Raw genomic sequence first — 14,445 nt, forward strand, 5'->3', positions numbered from 1 at the left:
GAGGTGTGTAGCTCATAGCATGACGTGCGTGATGTGTCAGACGATCCCTTCGGGGTAGGCCGTTACGACGCAGTTGCCTGCCATATCCCAGGCCAGCTTGTTGTGGGGATTGCGACCGTCGCCCGGCCGGCCGGCAGCGGGATCGAAGGCGAACAAGCCTTCACGCTCGCCCTCGTCCAGCACCACGAGCTGCGGCGCATTCGTGAACCGCTGCAGGAATGGCCGGTCGATCATGCCGGTGCCGATCAGTTCGTGCAGCAGCGCCATGAAGAGCGCGCCGTCCGTACCGGGGCGGATGGGAATCCATTCGTCGGCGATCGCTGAATACCCGGTGCGGATGGGATTGATCGAGATGAAGCGCCCGCCATCCCGCTTGAACTTCCCCAGCGCGATCTTCATCGGGTTGCTGTGGTGATCCTCGGCGGTGCCGATCATGACGAACAGCTTGGCGCGGTCCAGGTCGGGCCCACCGAATTCCCAGAAGCTTCCACCGATGGTGTAGATCATTCCGGCGGCCATGTTGACCGAGCAGAATCCGCCATGGGCGGCGTAGTTCGGGGTGCCGAACTGGCGGGCGAACAGGCCGGTGAGCGCCTGCATCTGGTCGCGGCCCGTGAACAGCGCGAACTTCTTGGGGTCCGTGGCGCGGATGCGCCCGAGGCGCTCCGTCAGGATCTCGAACGTACGCTCCCAGGAGATCGGCTCGAACTCCCCTGCCCCACGCTCGCTTCCTGGCTTGCGCAGCAGCGGCTGAGTCAGGCGCGCGGGGGACTTCTGCTTCATGATGCCGGCGCTGCCCTTGGCGCAGATCACCCCCTTGTTGATGGGATGGTCGGGGTTGCCGTCGATGTACCGGATTTCCCCTTCTCGCATGTGCACCCGGATGCCACAGCGGCAGGCGCACATGTAGCACGTGGTCGTCTTGACTTCCGTGCTGGCAGTCAGGCTCGCGGTCGCATCATGGATCGGCTTTCGGGAAAGGAATTCAAACATTCGACCAATCGTAGAGGTCATTCATCAATCGATATAGTGGATAATTTTGCTCACGATGAACGATAAACATGATCAACGGGTCCGACTAACGATTCGCCAGCTGGAAGTGTTTTCGGCCATCGCGCGGGGCGGGACGACGCATGCGGCTGCGGGCCAGGTAGCTCGATCTCAGTCCGCAGCAAGCAATGCGTTGTCCGAGTTGGAGATCACGCTTGGGGTTCAAGTTTTCGACCGCGTCGGGAGACGACTGGTCCTGAACGAGAATGGTCGCGCCTTGCTGCCACATGCGGCAAGCATCGTCGAGCAGGCGATCGAGACGGAAGCGATGTTTGCCGGCGATCACGCGGCAGCGCTTCGCCTGGCCTCGAGCTACACGATTGGCGAATATCTGCTGCCGGAACTGATCGCCGCATGGAAACTGGGCCATCCCCGCGGCGCCATCAAGTTGAGCATCGCGAATACGTTTGAAGTCTTCGATTCCGTCGCATCGTTCATGGCAGACGTGGGGTTCATCGAAGGCCAACACTCGCATCCCGACCTCATTGTCAGGCGTTGGCGCACCGATGCGCTGGCGGTTATCGCCTCTCCGGACCATCCTTTCGCCAAGCGACGCCCCTCTATCGCACAGTTGGGGCATGCCCTATGGATTCTGCGTGAGCCCGGCTCTGGAACGCGCGAGGCGGTAGATAGCTGGCTGATTTCACACCTCGATCGCGTTCAGGTTGATCTTGAGTTGGGAAGCAACGAAGCCGTCAAGCGTTCGGTTGCCTCGGGCCTGGGGCTGGGGTGCCTCTCGCGCCATACGGTGGCCGATGCAGTTCGCGAGGGCTGGCTGGTAGAGGTAAAGACTAGCCTTCCCGAGTTTCGCCGAACACTCGCAATCGTCGTTCATCGAACCAAGCGTCTCGGCAGTGTTTCGCAGGACTTTCTGAGGCACTGCATGCGTTCGACCGAACCCTGATTCAGAGGCTTGTCCGTTGGGCGTTCGGCGGAGAGCGCCGCGGACGCAAACGACCATTTGCCGCGAAGAGCTGCCCGGGTGGCTGCAGCCGCTCTCTTCGCGGCTGCGCGGCACGGAATCCGGGCGACATAGCGGCTCGGCGCGCTCCTCACGCTCAGCACGCACAATGGCCTCGATATGTTCGGCTACTGGTTCCACGGTCAGGATCCAGAAGAAATTTCGGAGCCGGCCGACCACATCACGCAAGAAATTCATGCGGAGCGCGAAGGCTTCCTGGCGCTGAGCCTCCATCCGCGGTTCACACGAGCCATCACCAACGGCAAACCTTCCGACGCCGATACGTTTCGCCACTCCGGAGACCTCGACTTCGCATTCAAGCCGGTCGCACAGCTGAAAGCCGAAGTGGCCTCGCTCGCGGCCAACGGCATGGGCACGATGTTCGAGGACCTGATTTACCCCGAGGGGCGCATTGAGCCGCACACCTACACCACCCTGAGGCCCGTGTGCGACGCCATCGCCGCAATTGAACCGTGGATGGGTGGAACGCCTGTGCCTTACGTGGCAGTATTCTTTTCCAAGCACACGCGGCTTCACTTTGGGCAGAACGACCCCGGCGAGCGCTATCTTCTAAATTTTCTTGGCGCTTGCAAGGTCCTGCTTGAAAGCCACATCCCCTTCGACATAGTCACCGATCGCGGATTGACGGCGAAGGACCTTTCCCGATACCGTGCGCTGGTGCTACCTAATGCGGCATGTCTGGATGACGTGCAAAACGAAGCTGTGCGCAACTATGTCGAATCGGGCGGGGGCCTTGTGTCGACCTTTATGACTTCTCTCTTCGACAGCACAGGGAAGATACGGAGCGACTTCGGTCTCGGGCAGGTACTCGGCGCGAAGTTCCGCGACACCGTCACCTTGCCCCTCAGCTATCTGAAGTTTGATGCGGAGACCGAGTTAGCACGAGGCTTGCCGCCCGATGTACCGCTGTTGCATCGAGCAATCCAAACTCGAGTGCGCGTCTGTGCAGAGGCCGTTGCCCAAGGACGCATCGTCTATGGCCAGCATGGCCTGAACCGTCTGTCGTCGCCTTGTCACCCTCCTGAGATGTCGGCTTCAACCTATCCTGCGATGGTCCTCAATTCGCCAGGCAAAGGCCGTTCAGTGTACTTCCCTGGCCAGCCCGACGGACTCTATGCCAAGTGGGGACACCCGGAATACAAAGTGCTGCTGACCAACGCTGTGACGTGGGCCGCGGGTCAAGCGGCACCGTTACAAGTCGACGCCCCAATGTGCGTGGAGGCCACCTTGCTCGCCCAGCCGGAGCAGGGCAGAGTAGTGGTCCACTTGGTCAACTACCAACCCGAGCTCGGACGCACGTTCACCCTGACGCGAGAGAAGTTCGTAGCCTGAAAGGGCTGCTCGTGAGCTCGGACCATGAGTTGCAGATGCCCGTAGCGGGGCACACCGGTAACGAACGAGAATTGTTCGATTTCAACTCTGCAATATCGAGGAACTAAGTGGTCGTCCCTGAAGAATCCCCGGAGCCCGCATAAACACTGGTCTTTGGGGTGATGGCCGATGGCCGGAACTCCCAGTTTGATTTCCAATAGGGGCTGTTTTCTGGGAGTTCTGCCGTGCTGTTTGCCTGCCCCGCCACCGACGATTTCTTCCGTTCGCGCATCGATCACATGATCGACCTGCGCCATCCGCTGGCCGTGCTGTCCTCGCGCATGCCCTGGCAAGAGATCGAAGCGCGGGTGGCCCAGGTCTTCTCCCGCAAAGGCCGCGCCGGCGTGGCCATGCCAGACCTGGACCTCTTCGGTGAACAAGCACTGCGCGCACCGGCGACCAGCAACGCAGGACGCCCCCGGGTTCCGCTGCGCATCATGATCGCGCTGCTGTACCTCAAACACGCCTTCAACGAGTCCGACGAGGGCGTCGTCGAGCGCTGGGGAGAAACACCGACCTGGCAATTCTTCTCGGGCCAGGCGTACTTTGAACACCACCGCCCCTGCGACGCCACCACCCTGGTCAAGTTCCGCCAGTTGCTGGGCGAAGAAGGTGTGGAGGAGCTGCTGGCGCAGACCATCAACGTGGCCGTGGACCTCAAGCTGATCAAGCCACAAGAGCTCACCCGCGTGATCGTGGACAGCACGGTACAGCACAAGGCCATTGCCCACCCCACCGACAGCCGCTTGCTGGAGACGGCACGCGCCAAGCTGGTGGAGGCGGCCAAGGACGCCGGCATCGATCTGAAGCAGACCTTTGCCAAGGAGGGTCAGCACCTCAGCCACAAGGCCGGGCGTTATGCCCACGCCCGCCAGTTCAAACGCATGCGCAGCGCCATCAAGCGCCAGCGCACCATCGTCGGCCGACTGCAGCGCGAGATCGATCGCAAGGCCAGCGCCATCGGGGCTGCCGTGCGGCAAGCGTTGGGCGAGACCTTGAACAAAGCCCATCGCATCGTGGCCCAGAGCGGCCAGCGCAAGGCTGCCGATGGACAACCCAAGCTCTACGCCTGGCATGCGCCCGAGGTGGATTGCATCAGCAAGGTGCGACGTGAAGTCGCTTACATCATTGTCTCGCCCGCCCACAAGGTTGGAGACGAGACCGGCCGTTCCGTCGGCCGTAGCCTACCTGTGCATGCGCTGCTGGCAACGGCGGCGTGTGAAGCCACAGGGATAACGTATCGGGCCTTCGGGCCGCGCCGGCTTCCGCGAGGAAGCGGCGTCACCTGCCAGCATCACGGCGGATGGGATGCAAGGCTGAGTGGCATGGTCAACAGAAGTGAACTGCTACAGGCATCGTTATGCATAACAAGCCAAAGATGCTGACAGGCTTGAACCAAAACGGTACGTGGTCGGCTGCGCCTCCCTTTGCTACGGCGCACACGGATATGAAGACCACCGGTGTACAGGCAGGACCTACCCCACGCGTTGTGATGTATGCGGAACACGGTAAGCCCGACGAGCCGCCGGTAACGGCAGGTCGACTGCGAGGAAGACTGATGGCTCAGCGGGTAGAGGAATGCGGAGCAAGCAAATGTCGTTCTGTAATCGAACGAATACGGGCTGCAACATCGTCCGGCGCGAAAGCGAGCTGACTTCCGCGAGGTCTTCCATGGCAAGAGAGCCTGAGAAACCGCGATCAGGAGGAAGGCAGATGACGGTGCCAGCACGCACGGCGAGAGCCACTACTGCCAGCACTGGTGCGCCTCCAGCCTTTGAGGAAACATGGGATCAGATCAACTGGGACCAAGCCACCGAAGAGGTCACGCGGCTACAGGTGCGTATTGCCAAGGCTACACAGGCTGGCAGGTGGAACAAGGTCCAGGCCTTGCAACGCCTGCTGACCCGCTCGCACAGCGGCAAGCTGCTTGCCGTCAAGCGGGTGACGGAGAACGCAGGCAAAAGGACGGCAGGCGTCGACGGCAAGATCTGGAAGACGCCGATGTCGAAGATGAAGGCATCGCAAGCACTGACGCACAGGGGCTATCAGCCGCTGCCACTACGGCGCGTGTACATCCCGAAGAGCAACGGAAAGAAGCGCCCGCTGGGTATTCCGACCATGCACGATCGGGCCATGCAAGCGTTGTGGTCGCAGGCGCTGAACCCTGTTGCAGAAACGACGGCCGACAAGAACTCGTATGGCTTCAGGCCCCGGCGATCGACGGCCGATGCCATAGAGCAATGCTTCAATGCGCTCGCCAAACGCGACTCCGCGCAGTGGGTTCTTGAGGGAGACATCCGGGGCTGCTTCGACAACATCAGTCATGACTGGCTGTTGAAGAACATCCCGATGGACAAGATCGTCCTGCGCAAGTGGCTGCATGCGGGATTCATCGACCAAGGAGTGCTGTTCCCCACTGAAGCAGGAACGCCGCAGGGTGGGATCGCTTCTCCAGTCCTGGCCAACATGGCACTGGATGGCATCGAAGACGCGGTGCGCTCGGCCTTGGGTCGCAGCCCGAACGCGCGACAGCCAGCCAAGGCGCACGTGGTCCGCTATGCGGACGACTTCATCGTGACTGGCGCAACAAGGGAACTGCTGGAGCTGCGTGTCAAACCGGCCGTCGAGGAATTCCTCGCGGTGCGCGGCCTGCAACTGGCGCCCGAGAAAACGCTGATCACGCATATCTGCCGAGGGTTCGACTTCCTCGGGCAGAACGTCCGCAAGTACGGGGACAAGCTTCTGATCAAGCCCGCACGCAAGAGCGTGGCTTCGCTCCTGGACAAGGTGCGAGAAGTGCTGGGAAAGAACAAGGCTGCCACGCAGGCGCAGGTGATCATGTTGCTCAATCCAATCCTTCGGGGCTGGGCGATGTACCACCGGCACGTTGTGGCCGCGGCGACCTTCTCACGGATCGATCATCTCGTGTGGACCAAGTTGTGGGTGTGGGCCAAACGCCGCCACCCACGTAAGCCCATGCGCTGGATCAAGGCGCGGTACTTCGAGCGCCACGGTCTGCGCGATTGGGTATTCGCATGCGCCAATCGGCCGCCGGAGTTGGCCTTCAGGCCGATGCTGTTCCGGCTGGCTGGGCTGCCCATCAAGCGCCACACGAAGGTTCGCAGCGATGCCAACCCGTTCGACCCAGCATGGACTGCATACTTCCAGCGTCGTGCCAATGCTCGCTGACTCCGTTGTGAAGAACCCGGTCCGATCTCGGGCTGTTGGAAGGCTTGAGCCGTGTGCTGGGAAACTCGCATGCACGGTTCTCAGGGGAGAGCACGCCGGCAACGGCGTGTTCTTACCCGACGGCAAGGCCAAACAGCCCTACGAGTTCGGGGTCAAGGTGGGCATTGCCAGCACACTGCGGGGCAACCTGATCGTGGGGGCCAAAGCCTTCCACGGCAACCCGTACGATGGGCACACCCTGAACGAACAGCTGGAGCAGGCCGCGATCCTGATGCAGGACAGCCGATCAAAACCCGCGACGGCGTTCGTCGACTTGGGCTATCGGGGTGTAGATGCGGACAACCCGGATGTGCACATCGTGCACCGGGGCAAGGCCAAGAGGATCCGCGAGCAGGAGCGACGCCAGCTCAGGCGGCGCCAGGCGATCGAGCCGATCATCGGCCACCTCAAGACCGATCACCGCATGGACCGCTGCCACCTCAAAGGTGAACGGGGTGATCGGCTGCACGCGGTGCTGTGTGCTGCGGGCTACAACATCCAATGGCTGCTGCGCATGATCGTCAGGAAGGGCGTTTCCTTCTTGCGGTCTGTTTTTTTGTGCCTGCAGCAAGTCAGCGGCCTGGGCCGGTCTTGGGTGGTGGCTGCCATGGCGCTGGGCATCAGGGCAGAAAGCACCTGGTTATCGGCACGCCACTCCTCAAGCTTCCATCGCCGTGCGGGTGCTCACGCGTCAGTTTCTGCTTGAAATGAATATTTCAGGGACGACTATTTATGGGAAATCCCTAGGAAAATGGCCGATGTGCTGTGCAGCATCCGTATGAGTTCTGCTCAACTGATAGCGTGAGTAATGGCACAAGTGGGCTGTTTTGTGCCCGAGTTTGATGATTTGAAGAGGTGGTTGCCGGCACTTTTTCTCAAATGAGAAAAAACAGAAGTCTGGGCAGGTGGCTTGCCGCGGAAGTGGCCTTCGGTGAAAATATCGAGATTCAAGAGGGTCATCAGAACCCGATCACTGGAGACACCGTTGGACGCTGCCTTGACCTATCCCCCCGACCAGGACCTGCGCCGGCTGTTGCGCTTTGAACCCGACAGCGGCGCCATCTGGCTTGGCGAGCGGCGCATGGTGCTGTTGCACACGGCCGCGCTGACAGCCTTGCAGCACGACCTCATCACCTCGGTCGGCAAGGAACAGGCGCGGCGATTGCTCACCCGCATGGGCTACGCCTGCGGCCTGCACGACGCGGGTTTTGCCGCCAAGATCCGCGGTTCGCGCACGCTGGAAGAGATGTTCATGGTCGGCCCGCAGTTGCACATGCTCGAAGGCGCGGCGCGGGTCACGCCGGTGGTGCTGAAGATGAACGCCGAGGCCGGTCAGTTCGAGGGCGAGTTCCGCTGGGACGATTCCTGGGAAGCGCATGCCCACCGCCTGAACTATGGCGTGGTCGACGAGCCGGCGTGCTGGACCTTGCTCGGCTACGCCAGCGGATACACCAGTGCCTTCATGGGCCGGCACATCCTGTTCAAGGAGACGCGCTGCGGCGCCTGCGGCGACGACCACTGCCACATCGTGGGCCGGCCGATCGATGAATGGCCCGATGGCGATGCGCACCGCCAGTACTTTGAAGACGATTCCCTGCTGGAAAAGATGGACGCGCTGAGCCAGCAGGTCGAGGCGCTCAAGAGCAGCCTCGGACCGACCGAGGCCGGCGGCATGCTGGTCGGTGCTTCGCCCGGTTTCCAGCGGGCACACGACCTGATGCTGCGCGCCGCGGGCACCCAAGTTTCGGTGCTGCTGACCGGTGAGACCGGTGTGGGCAAGGAGCGCTTTGCGCGCGCGCTGCACGAGCACTCGGAGCGCGCGGCCTGCCCCTTCGTGGCTGTGAATTGCGCAGCGTTGCCGGCCGAGCTGATCGAGGCCGAGCTGTTCGGCGTGGAGAAGGGCGCCTTCACCGGGGCGCATGCCGCGCGCGCCGGGCGCTTCGAGCGCGCCGAAGGTGGCACGCTGTTTCTCGACGAGGTCGGCGACCTGCCGATGCCGGCCCAGGCCAAGCTGCTGCGTGTGTTGCAGGAAGGGGAGATCGAACGCCTGGGGGGCGAAAGCACACGCAAGGTGAACGTGCGCCTGGTGGCGGCCACCAACGTCCAGCTCGAAAGCGCGGTCGAACGCGGACTGTTCCGCCGCGACCTGTTTTACCGCCTGAACGTCTACCCCATCTGCATCCCGCCGCTGCGCGAACGGCCGACCGATATCGAACCGCTCGCGCGGCACCTGCTGGCGAGGTTCACCGCGTTGCACCAGAAGCGCCTGGCCGGTTTCAGCGACCGGGCCCTGCTGGCCCTCACCCGGCACAACTGGCCGGGCAACGTGCGCGAACTCGAAAACCTGGTCGAACGCGGTGTGATCCTGGCGGCGCAAGGCGCGGCGATCGAGGTCGAGCACCTGTTTCCCAACCAGCCGGACGTGGCACACGACGGCATCGATCCCCAGGGCCGGCTCGCCCGCCGCGCGCCGCAGGACGAACAGGCCCTGTGCGAGCGCGTGCTCGACAGCGGTGTGCCCATCGAATCGCTGGAGGCGCAGGTGCTGGCGCTGGCGGTCGAGCGCAGCCGCGGCAACCTCTCCGGCGCGGCGCGGCTGCTGGGCATTTCGCGCGCGCAGCTCGCCTACCGCCTCAAGCGCCAGCAACCCGCTGAAAACGACTGAAACGCACCATGCTGCAAGACCTGCTCCAACCCGCCCGGCCCATCGGCCCGGTTCCCAGGCCCGAAGAACCCGAGCCCCGAACTCTGACCGAACGCGCCTACCGCGCGCTGCGCCACGACATCGTCCGCGGTCAGCTGGCGCCGGGTCTGCGTTTAAGGGTCGAACACCTCAAGGATTCCTACGGCGTGGGCGCCGGCACGCTGCGCGAGGCGCTGGCGCTGCTGGTGTCGGACGCGCTAGTGACGGTCGAGGGGCAGCGGGGTTACCGGGTCAGCGCCATTTCGCTCGAAGACCTGTGCGACCTGACCGACACGCGGGTGCGGCTGGAGACCGAGGCCTTGCGCCAGTCGATCCGGCAAGGCGATGCGTTGTGGGAACGGGCGCTGCGGCAGGCGTTTGCCGAACTGAGCGAAGCCGAAGCGGGCGGCGCCGCGCGTGACCCGCAGCAATGGGAGCGGGCCAACCGACGCTTTCACGAAGCGCTGATCGCTGGCCACGTCTCGCCGTGGACGCGCCACCTGCTGGACATCCTCTACCGCCATGGCGAGCGCTATCGCCACGTGGCGATCCGCCTGGGCGCCACGGCCCACGTGGAGCGCGATGTGCACGCCGAGCACGAAAGCATCTACCTGGCCGCGCTGGCGCGCCAGGAGGCGCGCGCCGCACTGGCGCTGGAAGCCCACATCCGCCTGACCTGCGACCTGCTCACCCGGCACGCAGGCGAGGCGGGTGCCGTTACTGCCCCAGCGCCGGAAACAGCTTGGTCAGACCCGCCGCCATCACCTCCACCGCCAGCGCGGCCAGGATCAGGCCCATCAGTCGGGTCATGACGTTGATGCCGGTCTGGCCCATCAGTCGGGCAATCGGTTTGGCGAGCGAGAAACACACGGCGGTGGCCAGCGCGATCACCACGCCGTAGCCCACCAGCGCGGCGTGCTGGAAAAAGGTCTTGGCCTGGTCGGCGTAGATCACCACTGTGGACATGGTGGCCGGGCCGGTGAGCAGCGGGATGGTGAGCGGCACCACCGCGATGGAGGCGCGGGCTGAGGCGTCGTCCACCTCGCCCTGCGTGGTCTTGGCCTCGGCCGGTTGTGCGTTCAGCATCGACAGCGCCGAGGTCAGCAACAGCATGCCGCCGCCGACCTGGAAGCTCGCCAGCGAGATGCTGAAAAACTCCAGGATCTGCAGGCCGATGATGGCGCAGGTGGCGATCACCGCGAAGGCGCTGATCGACGAGATCAGGATGGTGCGCCGGCGCTGCGCCGAGGTGAAACCCTGTGTGTAGTGGATGAAGAAGGGCACGATCGCCAGCGGGTTGACGATGGCGAGCAGGGTGATGAGGGGCTTGAAATCCATGGCCGGCATTGTGGGGCAGGAAGGGTCCGCCCGCGCTGCATCAGCGGATTTCAGGGGGCATTCATGCGCTGCCGCCGTAGCGATCCGGCGCCGGGCCGCCCCAAGCTGGATCAGCCCCCTGGGGGGGCAGCGACCCGCGCAGCGGTGGAGCGTGGGGGCTCAAGCTCTCTTCTACGGAACATGCCGTAGCCTTCCATGTGCAGCACCTTGTCGCCGTGCTGGTTGAACATTTCCCACACCGTGCGCACCAGGCCCACGTCGGGCCGCTTGCTCATGGCGCGCTTCTCGGTGATGGTGTGCTGCAGCCGCAGCACGTCGCCGGGGTAGACCGGCTTGGTCCACTTCAGGCTCTCCAGCCCGGGTGAGCCGAGGCTTGAGGTTTCGCATAGGAAGTTCGTCACCATCAGCCGCATTGCCATGGCGCAGGTGTGCCAGCCGCTGGCGCTCAGGCCCCCGAACACCGAGGCCTTGCCGGCTTCTTCGCTCAGGTGGAAGGGCTGCGGGTCGAACTGGCTGGCGAAGGCGATGATCTCGGCCTTTGTCGGCGAGAGGCTGCCCAGGTCGCGCACCTGGCCGATTTCCAGGTCTTCCCACCAGATCTTGATGTGCGGGCTTTGTTCGGGTGTGGTGGCGGTCATGTGGTTGATCTCCTCATCGGCCACCGGACACGTCCAGCAGGCTCATGGTGGTGTAACTCGCGGCGTCCGACAGCAGCCAGACGATGGCCTGCGCCACCTCGTCGGCCGTGCCGCCGCGCTGCATCGGCACCTGGTGCTTGAGGTCGTTGACGCGGTTGGGCAGGCCGCCCGAGGCGTGTATCTCCGTCTCGATCAGGCCCGGCCGCACCGCGTTGACGCGCACGCTTTCGGCCGCCACCTCCTTGGCCAGGCCGATGGTGAACGCATCGATCGCGCCCTTGGCCGCCGCGTAGTCCACGTACTGCCCGGGCGATCCCAGGCGCGAGGCCGCGCTGGACACGTTGACTATTGAGCCACCTTCGCCGCCGTGCCGCGTGCTCATGCGGCGCACCGCCTCGCGCGCGCACAGCATGCTGCCGATCACGTTGATGTCGAACATGCGGCGCCAGCGCGCCACGCCCATCTCGTCAACCCGCGCGGTCACGTCCACCACGCCGGCGTTGTTCACCAGCCCGGTGAGCCGCCCGAGCTGGGCGTCCACCTGCTCGAACATGCACAGCACCTGCGCCTCGTCGGCCACATCGGCCTGCACCGTGATCGCCGCGCCACCCTCGGCGCGGATCGCTCGCACCACCTCGTCGGCCGCGAGCGAGTTGGCGGTGTAGTTCACCGCCACGGCCCAGCCCTGGCGCGCGGCGAGCAGGGCGGTGGCCGCACCGATGCCGCGGCTGCCGCCGGTCACCAGCAAAACCTTCTTTTGCGTTGCGCCGTCTTTCTGATTCATAACCTGTCTCCTGCAAAAGCCGCCGGTATGGCTTACAACACCGCTTGTACCGCCCTTCATTACAACAGCGTCAGGAGACCGCCATGCGTCGCACAGTCGACTATTACTTCGCACCCCAGAGCCCCTGGATGTACCTCGGCCACGAGCGCTTTGCCGAACTGCTGCAGCGCACCGACACCCAGGTGCGTGTGCTGCCGGTGGACTTGGGCAAAGTGTTCCCCGTGTCGGGCGGACTGCCGCTGCCGCAGCGGGCGCCCCAGCGCCAGGCCTACCGGCTGGTGGAGCTGCGCCGATTCAGTGAGGCGCTGGGCATTCCGCTCAACCCGCAGCCACGTTGTTTCCCGGTGGCGGGAGACCCGGCGGGCTGGCTGATCACGGCCGTGGCCGAGCAGGACGGCGACGCCGCCGCGATGCGGCTGACCGGCGCGGTGGGCCGGGCAGTGTGGGCGCAGGAGCGCGACATCGCCGACGCCGCCGTGCTGGCCGAGCTGCTGGACGAATGTGGGCTGGACCCGCAGCGCCTGGCGCAGTCGCAGCAGGACGGCGCGAAAGCGCTGTACGCCGCACACACCGCGCAGGCGATTGACGCCGGGGTGTTCGGTGCGCCAAGCTACGTCATCGACGGCGAAGTTTTCTGGGGCCAGGACCGACTCGATTTCGTCGAGCGCCGGCTGTCGATCTGACCGTTTTTCTGACAACAACGCTGGAGCATTCCATGGGGCAATTCACCAACCTCACCGCCGCCGACGGCTTCACCTTCCCCGCCTACGTGGCGCAACCCACCGGCCAGCCCAAAGGCGGCCTCGTCGTGTTGCAGGAGATCTTTGGCGTCAACGCCCACATCCGCGCCGTGGCCGATGGCTACGCGGCCGACGGCTATTTTGTCGTCGCACCGTCCACCTTCCACCGCGTCAAGACCGGTGTGGAGCTGGGCTACGCCGAGGCCGACATGCAGGCCGGCATGGCGCTCAAGGCCGCGGTGGAGGCGCTGCCTGCGCCGGGCGTGATGCCCGACATCCAGGCCGCCATCGACCACGCGGGGCAGGCGGGCAAGGTCGGCATCGTGGGCTACTGCTGGGGAGGCCTGCTGACCTGGCGCGCGGCCAGTGCGCTCAACGGCCTGTCGGCCGCCGTGCCTTATTACGGCGGCGGCATGACCACCGAGGCCGAGGCGGCGCGCCAGCCCCGCGTGCCGGTGATGGCCCACTTCGGCGAACAGGACCACTGGATTCCGCTGGACAGCGTGCGCGCCTTCGAGAAGGCCCAGCCCGGTGTGACGGTGCACGTCTACGCCGCGAACCACGGCTTCAACTGCGACCACCGCGGCGCCTGGAACGCCGAGGCTGCGAAGCTCGCGCGGGAGCGCACGCTGGCCTTCCTGGCGCAGCACCTGGGGTGAGACCATGCGCGTCGGCGGCCTGACGCGGTTCTCCGGGGTGGCCCTGGTGGCCGGCTGGGCGCTGTCGGCCGCGGCGCAGGAGGCCTACACCGGGCCCTTGTTCGATGCCCATCTGCACTACAACGATGAGGCCTGTGTGCACGACGCACCCGCGCCGGGCTGCCCGCATCCACTGCCGGACGTGCTCGCCCGCATGCAAACCAGCGGCGTGCGCGCCGTGCTGGCGAACTCCCGCCCCAACGACGGTACCCGCGCCCTGGCCACGGCGCGTGAGCAGACCCGCGCCGCGGGCGTGACCGTGGTGCCGTTCGTGCGGATCTACCGCAACCGGGCCGACTACAACAACTGGTTTCGCGACCGCACCATCGTCGATCTGGTGCAGGCCGAACTGGTCAAAGGCACGCTCGCCGGCCCCTACCGCGGACTCGGCGAGTTCCACCTCTACGACAGCGCCAACGCCAACGGTCCGGTGGCGAGACAGCTGATGGCGCTCGCCGAGGACAAGGGGCTGGCGATCCTGGCCCATGTGGACGATGTGGCCATTGACCTGCTGATGGCGCACACGCCGTCAAAGGGGCAGATCGATCCGCCGCCGGGCCGCCCCAAGGCGGAGCGTGGGGGTGACGGATTTCGCCTCATCTGGGCCCACACCGGTATCGGCGGCACTCCGGTGGCGCGGGTCGACGAACTCATGGCGCGCTACCCGCGCCTGATGGGTGAGCTCTCCTACCGGCCGGGCCTCACCTGCGAGGGTGGCCAGCTGTGCCCTGAGTGGCGCACGCTGCTGCTCAAGTACCCGGACCGCTTCCTGATCGGCTCGGACACCTGGATCAACCAGCGCTGGCTCTCCTACGGCGAACTGATGCAGGGTTACCGCGTCTGGCTCGGCGGCCTGACGGCCGACGTGGCGCGGCAAATTGGCTGGGACAATGGGGCACGCCTGTTTGGCGTGCCCACCCCGAAGAACTGACC

At 64.7% G+C, this 14,445-nt stretch carries 12 protein-coding genes and 2 pseudogenes; 10 read left to right on the top strand and 4 right to left on the bottom strand.

The genetic code is table 11. The annotated features are described in order from the left end of the window. Positions 1-173: 173 nt before the first annotated feature. Positions 174-993 (bottom strand): annotated as a pseudogene (locus F3K02_RS17855) (molybdopterin-dependent oxidoreductase); the annotation flags it as partial. 55 nt (positions 994-1,048) lie between these two features. Here F3K02_RS17855 and F3K02_RS17860 point away from each other — a divergent pair. The 7 genes and pseudogenes from F3K02_RS17860 (at position 1,049) to F3K02_RS17890 (ending at position 10,126) form a co-directional block, all read left to right on the top strand. Beyond that, the gene (locus tag F3K02_RS17860) at positions 1,049-1,954 is read left to right on the top strand and encodes a LysR family transcriptional regulator (protein ID WP_177136983.1); all 906 of its coding nucleotides are present in this window, start codon (positions 1,049-1,051) and stop codon (positions 1,952-1,954) included. A 177-nt stretch (positions 1,955-2,131) separates the two neighbouring features. Further along, entirely contained in the window at positions 2,132-3,364 is a 1,233-nt protein-coding gene (locus F3K02_RS17865) for a ThuA domain-containing protein (RefSeq protein WP_177136984.1), read from the top strand. A 224-nt stretch (positions 3,365-3,588) separates the two neighbouring features. Continuing rightward, positions 3,589-4,788, top strand: a complete 1,200-nt coding sequence (locus F3K02_RS17870; RefSeq protein WP_343067104.1) for an IS5 family transposase — start codon at positions 3,589-3,591, stop codon at positions 4,786-4,788. A 328-nt stretch (positions 4,789-5,116) separates the two neighbouring features. Beyond that, the gene (gene ltrA, locus F3K02_RS17875; protein WP_177136972.1) at positions 5,117-6,592 is read left to right on the top strand and encodes a group II intron reverse transcriptase/maturase; all 1,476 of its coding nucleotides are present in this window, start codon (positions 5,117-5,119) and stop codon (positions 6,590-6,592) included. Between the two features lie 91 nt (positions 6,593-6,683). Further along, positions 6,684-7,175 (top strand): annotated as a pseudogene (locus tag F3K02_RS17880) (transposase); the annotation flags it as partial. 441 nt (positions 7,176-7,616) lie between these two features. Beyond that, positions 7,617-9,296, top strand: a complete 1,680-nt coding sequence (locus F3K02_RS17885; protein WP_177136985.1) for a sigma-54-dependent Fis family transcriptional regulator — start codon at positions 7,617-7,619, stop codon at positions 9,294-9,296. Between the two features lie 8 nt (positions 9,297-9,304). Further along, on the top strand, positions 9,305-10,126 hold the full coding sequence (locus F3K02_RS17890) for a GntR family transcriptional regulator (protein ID WP_177136986.1): 822 nt from the start codon (positions 9,305-9,307) through the stop codon (positions 10,124-10,126). On the opposite strand, the gene F3K02_RS17895 is transcribed toward F3K02_RS17890, so the two are convergent. The 3 genes from F3K02_RS17895 to F3K02_RS17905 all read right to left on the bottom strand — a co-directional run bounded on the left by F3K02_RS17895 (position 10,032) and on the right by F3K02_RS17905 (position 12,074). Next, positions 10,032-10,652, bottom strand: a complete 621-nt coding sequence (locus F3K02_RS17895) for a MarC family protein (RefSeq protein WP_177136987.1) — start codon at positions 10,650-10,652, stop codon at positions 10,032-10,034. The two genes, F3K02_RS17890 and F3K02_RS17895, sit on opposite strands and share 95 nt — an antisense overlap. A gap of 110 nt (positions 10,653-10,762) precedes the next feature. Beyond that, on the bottom strand, positions 10,763-11,290 hold the full coding sequence (locus F3K02_RS17900) for a MaoC family dehydratase (RefSeq protein WP_177136988.1): 528 nt from the start codon (positions 11,288-11,290) through the stop codon (positions 10,763-10,765). Between the two features lie 13 nt (positions 11,291-11,303). Beyond that, a complete protein-coding gene (locus F3K02_RS17905; RefSeq protein ID WP_177136989.1) occupies positions 11,304-12,074 on the bottom strand; it encodes an SDR family oxidoreductase in 771 nt (256 codons plus the stop codon). Between the two features lie 83 nt (positions 12,075-12,157). Here F3K02_RS17905 and F3K02_RS17910 point away from each other — a divergent pair, with 83 nt between their 5' ends. Genes F3K02_RS17910 through F3K02_RS17920 form a run of 3 tightly spaced genes read left to right on the top strand, consistent with a single transcriptional unit; the run spans position 12,158 to position 14,443 of the window. Beyond that, positions 12,158-12,757 carry a 2-hydroxychromene-2-carboxylate isomerase gene (locus F3K02_RS17910; RefSeq protein ID WP_177136990.1) on the top strand — a complete coding sequence of 200 codons (600 nt, stop codon included), beginning with the start codon at positions 12,158-12,160 and terminating at the stop codon, positions 12,755-12,757. Between the two features lie 32 nt (positions 12,758-12,789). Further along, entirely contained in the window at positions 12,790-13,473 is a 684-nt protein-coding gene (locus F3K02_RS17915) for a dienelactone hydrolase family protein (RefSeq protein WP_177136991.1), read from the top strand. A gap of 4 nt (positions 13,474-13,477) precedes the next feature. After that, the gene (locus F3K02_RS17920; protein WP_177136992.1) at positions 13,478-14,443 is read left to right on the top strand and encodes an amidohydrolase; all 966 of its coding nucleotides are present in this window, start codon (positions 13,478-13,480) and stop codon (positions 14,441-14,443) included. The last annotated feature ends 2 nt before the right edge of the window (positions 14,444-14,445 follow it).

It is taken from the genome of Hydrogenophaga aromaticivorans (genome assembly GCF_013387465.1).
GTDB classification, from domain to species: Bacteria; Pseudomonadota; Gammaproteobacteria; order Burkholderiales; family Burkholderiaceae_C; genus Hydrogenophaga; species Hydrogenophaga aromaticivorans.